This is a genomic window from Roseateles sp. (assembly GCF_036486225.1).
Classification (GTDB): Bacteria; Pseudomonadota; Gammaproteobacteria; order Burkholderiales; family Burkholderiaceae_C; genus Roseateles.
Map to the genome: position 1 here is coordinate 42,721 of NZ_DASVNZ010000384.1, position 17,179 is coordinate 59,899.

General features: G+C 67.6%; 2 protein-coding genes. One reads left to right on the top strand and one right to left on the bottom strand.

Features of this window, described 5'->3' with window-relative positions:
- Position 1: 1 nt before the first annotated feature.
- Positions 2-15,151 (bottom strand): LysM peptidoglycan-binding domain-containing protein, encoded by a 15,150-nt coding sequence (locus VF536_RS24870; RefSeq protein WP_331617631.1) that lies wholly within the window; start codon positions 15,149-15,151, stop codon positions 2-4.
- A 344-nt stretch (positions 15,152-15,495) separates the two neighbouring features.
- Here VF536_RS24870 and VF536_RS24875 point away from each other — a divergent pair.
- Positions 15,496-17,179, top strand: a 1,684-nt coding sequence (locus tag VF536_RS24875) for a serine protease (protein WP_331617633.1), incomplete at its 3' end; no start/stop codon positions are given.

Consider the following 17,179-nt stretch of genomic DNA (forward strand, 5'->3'; position numbering starts at 1 on the left):
ATTACCTCCCCAATGCCTTGAAATAAGCCTTGGCGTCCACCGCCCAATCGTTACGCGGTACGATGATAAAATCGGGGTACCGTGCTCGTAGATCGACCAAAACCTTGCTATCCGACGCGACCAGATTGGCGTTATACATGAGGACCGGCTCCTTCCCGACACTCTTGGCGTACAAGTAAGTGGCATCCCGTTGATTGGGGCTCATCAGATCCGCACCCGACTTGACTTGGACCACTTGAGCCTTTGTCTCAACGTCGATGTCAGTTCTCACTCGGCCCTTAGCGGTGGGGAAGTTCACCAATTTCCCCATCGCCACGACGTCCTCGCCGAATTCAGCCGCGACGGCATTTTCAGTCAGATATCCGTAGGCACTGGCGTATTCACCCTTCTGCAGCGCCTTCGTCATGGACACGTCGTTGCTCTGAATTTTCGCAATGACAGCGGAGTCAAGTTGAGTGCCCGTCAAGCTTGGCGCGCCGAATCCGGTGCGGCCATAGAACGACACTTCCGATTTGGCCAACTGCCGAGCCACCGAGCTCAATTCATCCACAGCGCCAGCAGGGCCCGAGATATTGTCGTACCCCATGAGATCGACACCGCGCAGGCCCCGCACCACCCTGTTGTCGAGCAGAGCGACGTGCACCGATTGATGCAGCGGGTTATCGGACCTCAACGCGCCCTGTAACCAACTTTCGGACAAGCTCCACGCCTCGTCTCGACTCAATGAGGCCGAACCGCTCCCTGCGATGACACGATCGATCGCCAGGTTCTTGGCCCGTTCGAAAGGCGTGGAATTCACGAGCCGGTCGCGGGAGTCGCTGATGAGATTGAACTGCTCATTGAGTGCCTGTCGCAAGCCAGAGTCGTTGCCGTACAGAGAAGCGCGACGTGCATCCACCTTCATCAACTGCGCATCCAGCCCCAGAACATAGCGCCGAGTCGAAAGGTCATCGACAGCGGTCTGTTCATTGGTGCGCAGGATATCGACGAGGCGCGCCCTGTAAGCGGGGTCCAGGTTCGAAGCGCGGCCGGCGCGCCTTGCCAGGATCGCATCGTCTTGCTGGATCCACTGCTGATCCCTCGCACTCTCGGAGGACGCCGCCGAGATTGCTTTCGCCTTCCCGGGTCTCGATGCAGCCACCTTGTACTCGTTCTGAATGTCTGCGCCATTGACGTAGCCGTACGCGCTTGCTGGATTGAATGCGTCACTTTCGATATCCATGCCGTTGCGGTAGCCGTAGGCCATCGCTGGATCGAATGCGTCGCTGTCAATATCCATGCCATTGCGATAGCCGCCAGCGCTTGCCTGGTTATAGCGATCGCTTTCGACATCCGAGCCATTGCGATAGTCGCTGGATGACCATGATCCTTCGCCCTGGATTTCCGCCGCAGCGATGCTCCCCGCAATGCCGTTTCCGAGGCCCGAGAGGAACGCCTGTCCCAACCGGGCCCGCGTCTGCGCCGAGTTGTAGCCCATCACCTGGCTGCTGGCCCACGAGCCAGCCACGCCTGCTGCAGCGCCCACGGCGACCTTGGTCACCGTCGGGTCGAAGCCTGACATCACCGATCCGACGGCCTCGCCGGCAAGATAACCAGCACCACCGGCCACCGTCGACGCGCCCACCTCGCGCCAACTCCACTTGCCCTGCACGACCTGGCTGACCGCGGATCCGACGCCTGCGCGAACCATCGCGCTCGCCATCTTGCTCGAATTCAGGAAGTCGCCCACCGGCGTGCCGTTCAGCACGCCTCCGGCGCTCACGGCATTGCTGAGCACCGACCCGACACCCGCGGTGATGCCCGCCGACAGCGCCGACTGTCCCACCGCGTTCCAGCTGAACTTGTCGACATTGCCTGTGGCCATGCCGACGGCCTGGCTGGCGATTGACCCGACAGCGGCCCCCGCAGCCGCGTAAGCGATGCCGGCCAATCCCAATTCCCCCGCCATCACCGATGCGCCCGCCGCCATCGTCTCCATGAAACCGACAGCCGCACTCGACAGGGCTCCCGCGGTATAGATCGTCACCACGACGGCGACGACCACCATGAGGATCATTCCGATCCCGCCGCAGCCGCCCTTCTTCGGCGGCGGAGGCGGCGACGGCAATGTCGGGTCGATGTGCCCGATCGCCTCGCCCGCGTTGTATGGCCGGAAGGTGCTCGCGTTGTTGTGGATGTTGGTGACCTTGTTGGGCATCACCAGCACGCGGCCTTCGACCAGCGGCTCGTCGCTCTTCAGGCCGTTGGCGTCCGCGATCAGGTACCACATCGCCGCGTCGCCCCACACGCTCTGAGCGATGGAACTCAGCGTGTCGCCGCCGCGCACCGTGTAGCTCGAGGCCGCCGACACCGGGTAGTTGCCGTTGATCGGCTCATAGCTCTGGTCGAAGTCGACGCTCGTCACCGGCGCCGGATTCTTGTTGCGCTGGGCGAGCTGCTCCGCCGTCAACGCCATGTTGGCCAACTGCTCCGCATAGGAGATGCGGTCCGACTTGCCGTCGTTGCCCACGTCGCCGATGCGGCGGCCGTTGGCGTAGAAGTAGTCGTGCACGGTGATCTTGTCCGCCGGCAGGTCCTTCGAGCCCGTCGTCTTCGACAGGATCATCCCCTGCGCATTGGTGCGGTAGGTCAGCTGCGTCTCCGGATTGCCGTCGAACACCTGCCGCAGATAGCCGTTGGCGTCGTAGCTGTAGGCCAGGTAACCCGTCCCCAGACCGGACTGCGAGCTCTCCGTGCGCTTGTTCGTCGCGACGTCCCAGTAGTGGTAGTCGTAGGTGGTCTTCAGCGTCGTGCCTCCGGACGTGAAGGTCATCGTCCCCAGCGCGCCGAAGCCGTTGTCCAGGTACTCGTAGGTCGTCGTGCCGTTGCTGGTCGGCTGATCCGCGACGACCTCGGTCAACACCCGGTTGTCGCGGTCGAAGGTCGTCGTCTTGGTCTGGATCAGCTTGCCGGCATCCCAGGCCTGGTACGTCGTCGTGCGGCCGGCCGCGTCCACCGTCCGCCGCGCCGCGAGCGCGCCGTTGAGGTACGCGTCCTCGAGGTAGCCGTCGGTCGAGTAGGTGTAGCGCTCGACATTGGTCTGACTGGTCGTGGCGCCTTTGGAGGTGACCTGCACGCGCTGTCCCAGTGCGTCGTACTGGAGCTCCGAGCCGAACTCGCCGATCAGGATCTTGCCCCGGTCATCCGTGGCCGAGGTCCCGCGCATCGTCAACGAACCCATCGTCGTGACGAAGCGGTTCATCGCGTCGTACTTGTACCAGTAGGTCTTCTGCTCGCTGAGTTTGCCGCTGGTCGGGTCCCAGTAGGTCGACATCGCCGCGCGGCGGTTGCCCACCGCGTCGTACTCGTAGCGCAGGTCGTACTGCTTGGTCTCGTCCCAGGCGCGCGCGATGCGGTTGAGCTCGTCGTACTGCACGAAGGTCGCCCGCAGTCCGCCCGCGATGGTCCGGTTGTCCGGCAGCAGCGCACCGTAGATCTCGCGCACCCGGTTGCCCGTGTCGTCGTAGGCGTACTCGGTGAACGAATGCTCCGTCAGGTCCACCATGCGGCTGAGCAGGCCGCTCAGCGTGTAGGTGTACTCGATGTTCTGGCCCGCCTCGCCCGGCCCCCGCTGCGATTGCAGCTGCCCCGCCCGGTTGTAGGTGTAGGTGAAGCCGCGACCGCTCATGTCCTGGTGCCAGGTCGTGCGTCCGAAGTAGTCGATGTCATCGACCAGCGTGCGCTGGTCCGCACCGGTGGTCGTGCGGCGGTAGCCGCCCATGTCCACGCTGCCTGCGCCGAGGATGGGCTGACTCGCCGCGCCGTGCGCGACCAGGACGTAGTCGTACTTCGTCAGCCCGCCGGCGGCCGAGGTGGTCTGCACCACGCGCCCCAGCGAGTCGTAACGCGTCAGGTCGGTGAACCCCAGCGCATTCGTGTGGGACAGCCGCTGCCCCAGCGCGTCATAGACGTAGGACTCCACCAGCGTCTGCGACACGCCGGGTTTGCCGACGCGCTGGACCGCCAACCGGCTCACGGTCAGCAGGTGGCCCATCTTGTCGTAGTCCATCGTCACGACGTTGCGCAGTTCGTCGATCTGCTTGCGCGCGTCGTAGAACCCGTCGTACTGCGTCTCGCGCATGCTGCCGTCGGCGTTGTAGCGCTTCTGCACCAGCGTGCTCGAACCGGCATAGGTCACGCGCGTCGACCGTCCGTTGGCGTCCGTCTGCAGGACGTTGCGCCCCAGCAGGTCGTAGCCGAACGAGCTCGTCGGCTTGATCCGGCGGATGAAACCGTTCTCCAGCGTCTCGAAGGTCTCGGGGTCGGTCTTGGTGACCAGCAGGCCCAGCGTGTTGTAGGTGTAGGTGGTCCGCACCGCGGCGGTGTCGATGCTGAAGTCGCCCAGCCCCTGGTCGCGGTACTGCCGCGCCATCGCCCGCGCGCGGTCCAGCGTGCCGTCGTCGTATTCCTCGGCCACCTCGCCGAAGGCGTTGTAGTTCTGGAAGCGCCGCAGCTGCGCCGTCACGTTGACCTGCCGCACATACTGCTTGAACTCGAAGCCCTTGCCCGAACTCTCCAGGCCGAAGGTCGCCTCGCCGGTGATCGGCTGCACCACCTCGCCGACCTGGTCCCGCACCGAGTTGCCCTGGTCGTCCAGGATCTCCATCGTGAAGGCGAACGGCGTCGCGGTATTGATCACCCGGCCGCCGAAGGGCTTGGCCCAGGTGTAGGTCATCTGGGTGCCGTTCCACACGCCATCCAGCACCACGACCTGACCGTCGATGCTGAGCCGCATCTTCGTGGCCGTCGCCACCGACGGTCCGGCGAAGGTGATGGCGCCCACCGGCATCCGGTCCTGCACCACCGCGCCCAAGGTCAGCTTGCCGCCCTGGGTCAGCGCGAAGCTGCCGTGGCCCTTGTTGAGCAGCGGCACCGCCTGTGCGGGATCGGTGATCTCGTACTCGTAGTCGTACTCCACCGATCCCTCGCCGGGCCGATAGCCCAGCAGCGACAGCTGCCGCACATCGTCGCCAGGGATCTCTTGCCATGTCGACCAGGCCGCACCCGCAGGCTCGCGCGCCTTCAGCCGCACGCGTAGCACGTTGTCCTTCGATCCCGTCGGGAAGCTCAGGTAGGCATCGCGGAAGAGCTCTTCCAGCACCTGCAGCCGTGCCGCGCCGTCGGTGTCGACGGCGTAGAAGTTCCTGGCCTTGAGCAGCGTCTGCGTGCCGCTCGCATCCGTGGCGGTGAACTCGAGGTCGAAGGTCTTGCCCGCGTCCGACTGCAGCACCTCGATGCTGAAGCGGCCCAGTTCGTCCACGATCAGGCGGCGGCTGACCACCTCGCCGGTGCCGTGCACCTTGATCACCAGCGACGAGGCCTGCAGCCGCGCGTTGGTGGGCAGATCGACCGACAGCTCGCCGTCGGAGATCGTCTTCTCGGTGATGCGCGTCGTGATCGCGCCCGTCGCGTCCAGCGTCAGCGTCGCAGTAAACGAGAGCCTGCCGTCGCTGTAGGTCAGCGTGGTGGTGCCAGGCTGGCGTGTCGCGGCCCAGTCGGCCAGCAGCAGGTTCATGCCGCCGCGGTCCCAGCGCCGTGCATCGCCGGCGGCGATCGTGGCGTTGTAGTCGCCGCTCAGCACCACGTCGCCGCTCAGGCCGGCGTAATTGGGCAGCGTCACCACGCCCGAGTAGCGCTGCTCGCTGACGGCGGCGCTCATGCCCACGCTGCGGCCGTAGCTCAGCGTTCCCGAGTACGCGGCCAGCGGGGCGGTGAAGCCCTCCCCCAGCTTGCCGGTGACGACGATCTGGTACTCGACGGTTCGCAGCCTGAAGGGATCGGTCGCGGCGTAGATCGCGTCACGCCCTGCGAAGGCGGCCGCGATCTCTTCCGCCGTGGCGCTGATGCGCGCACCCGGCGCGCCGGTCTTGACCACGGTCCAGGTGCCGTCCGGCAGCTTGACCTTGAGCTCGGTCCGATAGGACTCCACCGGCAGGGTCGGCACACCGAAGAGCTCCGCGCCCAGATCCCATTGGTAGCTGTGCGACAGCTGCGTGAGGCCCTGCAGCTCGCCCGCCGGCACCTGCGGCGCGCCGGACGTGGCGGTGTAAACGCCGCGCATCAGCGAGGCGCCGTTGCGTACGATGAACTCGTAGCTCGCGCCCGTCTGGTTGAACCCGATCGCGCCCAGGTCGATCACGCCGCCCGAGACGCTGAACGGGACGAAGTCGCCGCCGCCGACCAGGCGGACCCAGAACTCCGCCTCCTGGTAGGTCGCACCCTGGAAGCTCAGGCGCGCGCTGCCGTTGTCCGGGCGCGTCGAGCCGATGACAGGCCGCGAGTCGATGGTCGCGGGTTTGCCGTTCGGCGGCGCGATCGAGATCGCGCTCCGGCCGTTGTCGATGCTGATGCCTTGGCGCACTGCCGAGATCAGCGCCCCCGCCGCGTCGAAGCGGCGGATGATGATCGTGCTGTCGCCCTGCGGCAGGTTGGTGATGGCCTGCAGGCCGTTGGCCGGATTGCCGAAGACGGCGAGGTTGAGCTCGGTCTCCGTGCCGTCGGCGTTCTCCAGGTACACCCGGGGCGTACCCATGGCGCCGATGCCGCGCACCAGCGGCTGGGTCAGGCCGGTGGTGGTCCAGCTCTGATCGAGCAGGTAGAGACCGCCGAAGTCCGGTTGGAAACTGGTGTTCAGATCCACCACCGCGAGCTGGACGGTCTGCCCGTCGATCTCCGCGGAGACGGTGAAACTGTCCGATGTTTCTCCGCCCACCCAGGCGGGTTCGAGCAGGACGAAGTCACCCGCGCGGACGCGCTTCGTCCATTGGCCGTCATCCCGCGAGATCACGTACTCGTAATCCGGCATCTCATTCGGCATCTGGATCGAGATGGGCGCCGTCATCGGCTTGCGAGGGAAGACGTTGCCCAGCGAGTACGAGCCGTTCCAGTCCGCGCCCAGGGCCAGCGCGACGTCGCCCAAGGGGACATTCGTCCCGCCGACGGCGGTCGGCGTGCCGTACACGTCGGTCGAGTTGGTGACGCTGTCGTCGAGCGTGAAACGCGTCTGGCTCGCGCCGTCGGAGGAGATGGATCCCGTGGGGAAGGCGCTGGCGCCGCCGGTGGCGGTGCCGTAGGAGTTGCCGCCGATCTGCTCGAGCTTGATCGCGCCGTAGAGCGGCGCGAGCTGCTGCGACAGCGCAGCCTCGCGGCCGGCCGAAGTGAGCTGGAACTCGGCGCGGAACTCCACCGTCTTGATCAGCTGGTTGCGCGCGTCGTGCACGCTGAAGATGTGGTTGAGCTGCGTGAGGTTGCCGGCCGCCTCGGACAGCGTCAGCGTGCGCAGGTCGACGTTGGCGTCGGCGCTGACGATCTTGCGGGTGGTGTTGCCGTTGCGGTCGTACAGGAAGACGGTGATGGTGCCGCCCTCGCTGTTGTTGCGCTCGACCTTGCCCATCACGTTGTACTCGGCGAACTCCTGCCAGCCGTCGCCGATGCCCTTGGCGACGACGTCGCCGAAGACGTTGTAGCGGGTGCGGCGGATCTCGCCGGTCTGGGCGTGCGAGGCGTCGCCGTCGTACTCGGCGATCACGCGGCCCATCGCGTCGTAGGCAAAGCGCTTGACCACGTCGACCTTGGTCGTCGCATCGCGCGCGACATCCTTCTCCGTGCTGCGGGAGACCTGGCCCATCGCGTCGAGCTCGGTCAGCGTGTAGTGGCCGTTCGCATCGGCCATCGCGGTGCGGTCGCCGTTGGCGTTGTAGTCGTACTGGGTGACGCGATTGAAGGTGTAGACCAGTCCGATGGCGCCCTGAGTGACGCGCGACACCAACCCCAGCGCGTTGTACTCCGTCTCGACGGACGGTCTGACGTCGCGCCCCTGATCGTCAGTGAAGCTGGGATCGTTGCGGCGGGTTTCCCGACCCATCACGTCGTGGAACGTTGCCGTCATTGCCGTGATCTCGCGACCGCTCGTGTCCAGCCCGATCACGTCGTACTGGTACGTGAGGTTCCCCATCGCGTCGTACGTGTAGCTTGTGCTGCTGTCCATGGTCTTGGTCAGCGGAGCGCCGGAGGCGTTCAGGTAGGTGACCGTCACGCCCAGCACGCGCTTGACCGTCACCAGGCCCAGGTTGTTGAGCGTGTACTGCGTCGTGCGCGCGTCGACCAGGCTCAAGCCCGCGCGCAGCGTCGCAGGCGTACGCAACGCAGCCGGCTGCGTCGCGTCGTCCTGACGCCGGTACTGGTCCTTGCCCAGCGCCTTCGCATACTTGACCTCCTTGGAGGCGATGTCGAGATAGCGGTCGTACTCCCAGGCCACTGCGTAGCCGGACTGGTCGATGCGCAACACCTTGCGACCGATCCTGTCGAAGTAGGTGTAGACCGAGTTGCCGCGGCCATCGGTCTCCTGCACCACGTTGCCGGCCGCGTCATAGACCAGCGATTGCAGCAGCACCGTCGTCGCCGGGGACAGCGGGGCCACGATCTGATTGGAATTCGGATCCGCTTCCCAGTAGCGGACGTTCTCCCGCCAGGTCTCGGTCAATCGCCCGAGCGCGTCGTAGACCTTGACCGTGTTGCGATCCAACTGGGCGTTCGCGGCCGGGGCGGTCCAACTCGATCCGGACACCACGGCGGGCGCGCCCATCGCGCGTTCGCGCACGACGTGACCGGCGGCGTCGAGGTCATAGACGGTGTACGCGCCATCGGCTTCGACCTTCTCGACCTGGTTGCCCGCGCCGTCGTACGCGCGGAAGGCATGCACGCCGCCCGTGACCCGGCCAGCGATGTAGTTGCCACGCGAGACCTGCTCCACGATGCGGCCCAGCGCGTCGTAGCGCGTCCACTCGACAGGAATGACGTCGGCGACGGTTTGCGTCGCGCCGTCGAAGGCCGCGTACTTCTGCCCGATGCGATGGGTCAAGCGGCCCATCTTGTCGTATTGGAAGATCGTGGTCCGGCTGATCCATCCCGTCACGCCGGACGGAGGCACGCCTTCGATCGAACTGATTCGGTTGCCGAAGGCGTCGTAGGTGTAGCTGTTGACGACGGCCTTGCCTTGCACGGTGACGGGCAGCGTCTCGGTCAATATGTTGCCGAGGCGGTCGGTCGTGTAATAGACGACACCGCCCGCCTTGTTGGTGACCGACATGTCGAACCGGTTGAGGTTGTAGCCGTAGGCCGTCGTGTCGGACTCGCTGGCGCCGTCGGTCTGTCGCAACAGCTTGCCGGTTCGGTCGTAGGTGAATTGGGCCCGTCCGTTCTGGTCGATCTGTCCCGTGTTGATCGTCGGCTCCTGCCCGATCGTCGCGCCGCTGACCTTATAGAAGTAGCGCGTCACGGTGTACACCAGATCGCCTTGCTGGGCCACGTAGGCGGTGCGGGTCGCATTCCCTTCCGGATCCACCTGCAGCGTGACCCGGTTGAGCTTGTCGAAGTAGAAGAAGCCCGCGTTGCCCAGCGGATCGGTCAACTTCACCGCGTTGCCGAACGCGTCATAGACGGTGGTCGTGGTCTGACCCAGCGCGTTAGTCGTCGAAGTCCGGCGCCCCATCACGTCGTACGTGTGCGTCGTGGTGTAGCGGTTGAGCAGCGCCTGCTTATCCGCCCCGGACAGCTGCGAGACGAACTCCTTGTAGCCCAGGCGCAGCCTTTCCGAGCGTGTCCATGCGCTGTCCACCGTCGCGAGCGCCACGCCGCGCGACTCCACCTCGCTGGTCATCCGTCCGAGCGCGTCGTAGCCGTAACGCGTCGTCGCGGCCGCCGCGGTGTTCTGGGCGATCGTCTTCTCGACGACGTGGCCGGCCTCGTCGTAGACGTAGCCCGTGACCATCGCCTCCGGCAGCCCGAAGGCCTGCGTCTGTGCGATCAGACGTCCACCTGCGTCATACGTGTTGCGCGTCTCCACGCCCATGGCGTCGGTGCGCTTCCACTCGCGCCCTGCCCCGTCGAGTTCGACGGAACTCAGGTGGTCGGCCGCCTTCGAGATCGGTGCAGCCCCCACGGCCACGGCCGTCGCGTAGCGGATGGTGCTCGTCTTGAGCCCCTGGTAGACCGTCTCCGTGACGTACCCCATCGCGTCGTAGACGAACCGCAGGCGGCCGGTGGCGTCATAGCGATAGTTGGTGATCCGGTCCCACTGCGGGGCGTTCACCATCGTGCCGAGCTGCGCCAGCGTCCAGGCGGCGCCCGCGTTGCGCAAGGTCTCCACGCGGGTCCGGTCCACGGCGCGCGCGTACTCGGTCTTCTGCACCAGGTTGCCGGCGGCGTCATAGGCCATCAAGCTCACGCCGCCTTCGGCGTCGACCACCCAGGTCGGGCGGCCCAGCGCGTCGTAGAACGTTGACGTGACGATGTCGCCGCTGCTCACCGCGGGAGGGGTCGGAGCGGCGGTGCTGAGCCAGGTCGACGGATTCGCGGTGGTCGCATGGACGACCTGCTGCTTCACTCGGCCCGCGCCGTCGTAGCGGAATTCCACGACGAGACCTGTCGCATCGATGGTCATGGACAGCCTGCCGTCGCCGTCATAGACGCGGCCGGAGACCTGATCGGCGGTGGCCGTGCGCACCTGCGCCGCCACTTGCGCCACTGTCGGCTGCGCGCCGAGCGTCGCGCGCACGGCGGCGCTCAGCGCCGTCGCGAAGCTGGTCACGCGGCGCTCGCGGCCCTCGGCGTCGTAGTCGGTGGCGCGCACCGCCCCTGCCGGGTCGATCTGGTAGACCACCTGGCCCAGGTCGTTGTAGATGAACAGCGTCTTGCTGCCCGCCCAGTCGGTGCTCGCCGTCATCCGCCCGGCGATGTCGTACTCATAGCTGCGGCGCAGGTCGAGCTTGCCCGGACTGGTGACCTCCGCCGTGCGCCGGCCCAGCCGGTCGTACTCGTAACGCGTGACGATGCCGTTCGGATCGGTCACCGACAGCGTCCGGCCCTCCGCATCGAGCTCGTAGCTCGTCACCAGATTCAAGCCGTCCGGGTCCACCGTGCGCGACACCAGCCGCCCCTCGACGTCGAAGGCCTGGAGCGTCTTCAGCCCGTCCGCATCGACGGTCAGCACCGTGCTGCCCGACGCCGTATCCGCATACGCGTAGGTCGTCGTGAGATTCAGGCGCCCCGTTCCCGGATCGACGGTGCGGCTGGTGACGCGATCCTGCGCGTCGTAGCCGTAGACCGTCACCGTCCCGGCGGCGTCGGTCGTCTTCGACACGCGGCCCAGGCTGTCGTACTCGGTGCCGCTACTGTTGAGCGGCGTGGTGGTCGTGCGCAGCGCGCCGTTCTCGTCGTAGCCGTAGCTGGTGACCGTGCCCACGCCGTCGGTGGCGGAGGTGACCTCGCCATGGCGGTTGCGCGTGCTGGCGGTCGAGACGCCTTCGGGCGTCGTCACCGTCACCGTGCGCGTCGTGTCGTTGTAGACGTAGCGCGTCAGCTTGTTGTTGCCGTCGGTGATCGTGACGATGCGGCTGAACGCGTCGTACGCGGTCACGCGCTTGATGCCTGCGTCCAGCGTCTGCACCACACGGCCGATGCGGTCGTAGGTGACGCTGCTGGTCGCCACGCCGCGCGCATCGAGCTGCTGGTAGATCCGGCCGAAGGCGTCGACCTTGATCCGCGACACCGCGTTGGCGCCGCCGACGTCATCGGTGCGGGCCGCCAGCGCGCCACGGCGGTCGTACTCCAGCTTCTGCCGCACGATGGTGCCGTCGGCGCGCGCCGGCGCATCGACCGTCGCCGCCTGCTCGAACGCGTTGTAGCCGGTGGCCGTGACCTGGCCCAGGGCGTCGGTCGCGGTCTTCACCAGACCGCGGATGTCGTAGTCGAAGACGGTCTGCGCCGCCGCATAGGCCTGCCCCGCGCCCGTGCGCTGATTCAGCAGTTCCTGCACCGCCGAGTGGATCGCGGCGTCCACCAGCCCGCCGGACAAGGCATTGAGCGTCGTGGCGCCCAGGCGGCCGCCATAGGCGATGGTGCGGACCAGTTGACCCAGGCCGTCGTACTGGCGTTCCTCGACCTCGCCCAGTGCGTTGATCGTGTGCGTGAGCTGCCCGTCCTCGTCGTAGAAGAACAGGGTCCGCTGCGTGGTCGTGCCGTCCGAGACGAGCTGGCTGGTCCGACGTCCGGCGGCGTCGTAGGTATAGCGCGTGCTGTGCTGCGCCCAGATCACGTCAATCTGCGCCTGCGTCTGGCCATCGGCCAGCAGCGCGGCACCGCGCGCGCTGAGCTCGCCGACCACGCGTCCCAGCGCGTCGTAACGGACCTTCTGCGTGCGGACCTCGGCCGTGCCGACCGCGCGCGTGGTCGAGACCACCCGGCCCGCCTCGTCGTAGACGTAACGCGTCACCGTGCCGTTGGCGTCCGTCTGCTGGTCGAGCTGACCCAGCGCGTCGTAGTGCCAGCGCTCGGTGCGGTCCGTGGCCTGGCCGGTCGGCCGCCAGGCACCGGTGCCCGCGTCGAAGGCGGTGAGCTGCGCGGCAGTCAGCGCGGTCGTGTAGCGGGTGCGCTGCGCGATGTTGCCGCGCTCGTCGTAGATCTGCTCGGTGACGTAGCCCTCGGCGTCGATCTCGCCGAGGACCCGGCCCACGCCGTCGTTGATGAAGCGCGTGATCTGATCCTGGGCCGACGCGGTCGTCGGGCGCAGCTGCGTCAACGTACCTGCGGCGCGTTGGCCATCCGGGCGCGCGTCGGCATAACGCAGGCGCGAGATCACCCGGCCGCCGGCGTCGTAACGGATCTCGGTGAGATAACCCTCGGCATCGAGCTGAGCGAGCAGCCGGCCGTCCTGGTCGTAGAAGGCGCGCTCCACGCGATCGTTGGCGGCATCGGCCGCCGGCATGGCTTTAGCCGCGACCGGATCGGCCGCAAAGGCCGCCAGGTCGATCGCGTTGGCGTAGCGCGCCGTGGCCGTGCGCCGGCCCGCGCCGTCGTAGCGGTACTCGGTGACGTAGCCGCCGGCGTCGACCTCCTGCGTCACGCGCCCGGCCGCGTCGTAGACCGTCCAATGGCTGGCGTCCTTCGCCGAGGCCGATGGCCGGACCGCCGCGATCGTCGGTCCCGGCTCGGTATCGGCCCAAGCCAGGTTCCGCGGCGAGCCCGCCAGAGCCGCCAGCGGCGTCGCGTAGCGGATCGTCTGGATCGGGCGCGACGCCGCGTCGTAGCGGATCTCGGTCACGGTGCCGTTGCCGTCCACCTCGCCGACCTGGCGGCCACGCTCGTCGTAGACGAACCAGTGCAACACGCCGGTGGCGTCCTGCGTCTTGTAGAGCAGCCCCCGCGCGTCATAGCTGTTCGTGGTCGTGCCCAGCGCGTTGCCGTTCTGGCTGCGCGCCACGCTCAGCAGGTGGCCGCCGCGGTCGTAGGTGCTGACGGTGACCAGGCCGTTCTGCTCGGTCAGCGTCGACGTCAGGCCGCCCGACGTCTCGTGATAGACGTAGCTGGTCTTGATGTCCCCCTGCTGCCGCGTGAGCGGCCGGCCCAGGCCGTCGTAGGTGAAGGAGACCGCCGCGCCCGCGCCGTCTATCGTCATGAGCAGCCGGCCGGCCGCGTCGTGGACGTACTGGATGACGCGGGCCGCGCCGTCGAGGAGGCCCTCGCCATTGGCCGCGATGTTGGCGTAGGCCGTCTCGCGCTGCTTCTCGCCGTGCGCGTCGTAGACGGTGTCGACGCGGCCTACCTTCGTCTTGTCGGCGGCCGCGGCCCAGGTCTGCATCTGCGCCTCGGTCGGCGCCTGCGTCACCGCCAGGCCCTGGACCGCGTAGCGGCCGGCCAGATAGGTGATGGCGCTGGTGGGCAGCCGACCGGTGTAGCGGTACTCCGTCACCACGCCTTCGGGGCTGAGCTGGAACCGCAGCTGGCCGTCGGCGTTGTAGACGAAGCGCGTCGTCATCGGCTCGCCCGGCTCGAGCGCCCCCGCGCCGTCGGGATCGCGCATGCCGTAGGTCGTCGACGTCGTCACCAGGCGGTTGACGTAGGTGCTGCGCACCGTGTTGCCCGCCGCGTCGCGCACCTCGACCAGGTTGTTGTCGGCGTCGTAGGCATAGCTGGTGACGCGGCCGTCGTAGTCGACCAGGCGGGTCTGGTTGCCGGCGGACGAGTACTCGAAGAACAGTCGCGTCGCATCGCCCGTCACGCCCTGGTTCGCGCCGTTGGACGGATGGCTCTGCAGCAGGCGGCCGTCGGCGTCGGCCTGGAAGTCGGTGGTGAAGCCGCCGGGCTCGGTGACGCGCAGCGTGCGCGAGCCGCTGTCGAAGGCATAGCTGGTGATGCGGCCGTCCGGGCCGTAGCTGCGCAAGGGCCGCGGCTGACCGTCCACGAGCGTCCAGTCGAAGGTCAGTCCGGTGCCGTCGCTGTTGGCGATGCTGCGCAGCAGGCCGTCGGTGGCGTCGCCCGCGCTGACGTAGGTGTAGTCGGTGGTGTAGACCTGGCCGTCGCCGATCTGGCCGTCCTGCGGCGTCAGGTCCACGGTCACGCGCGACAGTCGGCCCTTGGCGTCGTACTCGTACTGCGTGCTGGAGACGCGTTGACCGTTCTCGTCGACGACGCCGATGCGCTGGAGCTGGGTGCCGTTGTACTCGTAGACGATGCGGCCGCCGGAGCCGGCGGCATCGGCGGACATGCTCTGCAGCAGGCCGTTGGCGTCGTAGGCGAAGACCGCGTTGAGCAGCGTCGAGGACGTGTAGCGCAGCAGCCGGCCGCTGGCGACGTCGAAGGTCGCGGACTGCGGCCCGTTGGAGAAGCTGGCGGTGGTGCCGTCGCTGTTGGCGTAGAGGTAGGTGTCGGGGCCGGCGCCGGTGGTACTGACGTAGCGGCCGGTGGCCGCGTCCCAGCCGTACTGCCGCTCGGCGCCGTCACCGTCGGCGAGGACCACGGTGCTGCCGGCCGCGCCCCAGGTGCCGGCGGTGACGCGCAGCGACTGGCGGACGAAGCCGTTGATCCAGTTGTCGCCGTTGTCGTCGTTGAAGCTGCCGCGGCTGTTGTAGGTGCGCAGGCCCAGCAGGTCCGTGCCCGCCGCCGCGAGCGCCGCGTCCCGGTCCTGCACGACCAGGTTGCCGGTGGCCGCATTCACGACCACCCGCGTGCCGCGCGCGCCTAGCAAGACCTGACCCCACAACCCCACCTGACCGACCGTGCCCGTGTAGGACGTCTCGCTCAGACCCAGCCCGTTTCCGCTGACCACTGCAACCATTTTGCTTGCTCTCTTGTTGCTGTCCTGGATGGCAAGGTCCGGTTTCCTCTTCCGGACAATGCCTCGATGGCAATGCATCCGCGCGCAGCGGGAACGGTTTAGCGCGGTGAGAGAGAAATCTGCAGAGCGGTGCGGTTCGTGGATCAGGCGGTCGGTATGCGCCACCTGCCGGCGGCCAACGCACGCGCGGCCGAGCGAAGCGTCACGCGACCGTCATCGACGGCGCCGCCCATGGCTCGTCCGGATCACGCCACCGTTCCGTCGACTCCTCTCCACAAGGTTGACGATGAATGCCGCCGGCCTTGGTGGGACAGTCGGGACGCTCAGCCCGCACCGGAGACGCCATGGCCGACGACGAAGCAGAACAGCGCATCAACCGTCACACGCGTTGGCTGAACAGGCTGTCGCAGCGCGATCCCAGGCTGCATGCGGAGCTGATGGCCAAGGGCAGGCGCCTGGTCCGGGAACGCCACCACGCCACCCCGTCCCGGGCTGTCGAAGACGGGATCGCCCTTGAGCGAGCGGGCGGCGACGAGGTCTTCGACGACCTCGTGCTCGAGACCCTCGTCCGGGAAGGCCGCCCGGCGCTGATGGTCCAGCACGACACCATCCAGTTCAGCGGCACGCAAGCGGATGTCGAGGCCCGCAGCATCCTCGAGGAACTGCAGGCGGCCGCCCCGACCATCGAACCCTGGCTGCCCCACATCGGCCGCATTGACGTCGCCAACTATGCGGGCAACCTGCCTTTCCTCGGCACCGGGTGGCAGGTGGCTCCCGGGATCGTGGTGACCAACCGTCACGTGGCGGAACTGATGGTCAAGGCCGGCGGTGAGGGTTTCGTCTTCAAGCCCGGGCGCTTCGGCGACAGGCTTGTCGCCACGATCGACTATCGGCACGAGCATGCCGTCGCCGACACCGCGGTCGCGGCGATCAAGCGCGTGCTGTGGATCGAACCGGATGAGAGGAAGGCGGACATCGCCTTCCTCGAAGTGGGGGATGCCGCCGGACGGACCGGGGGCAGACACCTGATCCTGGCGGACCAGGACGCCCAGGACGGCGATTCCGTCGTGGTGATCGGTTATCCCGCACGCGCGCCGGACTACATCATCCCGGACCAGTCCTGGATGGACCGCGTCTTCGGCGGCACCTACGACATCAAGCGCATCGCGCCAGGCCTGATGGGCCCGAAGAGCCGCGGCTGGGCCACCCATGATTGCTCGACGCTGGGCGGCAACTCCGGGGCGGTGGTGATGGCCATGGGAAGTGGCCACGCGGTCGCGCTGCACTTTGCGGGCCTGTACCGGGTCGAGAACTACGCCGTGCCGGCATCGGAGATCCGGCGCTACCTGAATCTGGCCCCCTGGCGCGTGACCCGGCCTGCCGGGCCCACGCCCCCGTCGCCGACCTCGCCCCCTCCGAGGGCCACCTCGGAAGCGCCAACGCCGACGCCGCCAGCAGGTGGGAGCTCCCTCGCCGGCTCCGGCGTGCGCAAGCTGTCGCTGAGCATTCCCCTGCAGATCGACGTCTCAGTCGGCCCGGTCGACTTCCTCGAGGTCCGCGGCGCGATCGGGACGGCCGGCGCGCCCGCCGCCGTCCCACCGTCCGACGCCGATCAGGCGGCCCTGGCCCTGGCGCACGAACTCGGCGGCGTGCCCGGCGTCCATGCGGTGCGTGCAGGCGCCATCGTGGCCGATGGACGTCTGACGTCGACGGGCCTGGTCGTTTCGGCCCATCCGGCGCGCCTGCGGGCGATCGAGGCCGCGGCGCCGCGAAGCTTCCAGGGATTCGAGGTCGTCGTCGAACCGGCCTCCGTCCAGGACCAGCTCGGCCGGACGCCGGGAGCGATCGCGACCGAGGCCGCCGCTGCGTCGATCTCGTACAACGACGCCGACCGGCGCGGCGAAGCCTTCCGCTTCAAATGGCTGAACGAGGAGATGACGCTGACCTTGCACGTCGGGCCGGAGCGCAGCTGGACGCAGTTGTCCGCCTTCCTGGCGGGGACACGCGAGCGGCTCGTGTCGTCGATCT

Coding starts and splice junctions, on each gene's coding strand:
- VF536_RS24870 (WP_331617631.1), bottom strand. CDS start 15,151: ATGGTTGCAGTGGTCAGCGGAAACGGGCTGGGTCTGAGCGAGACGTCC.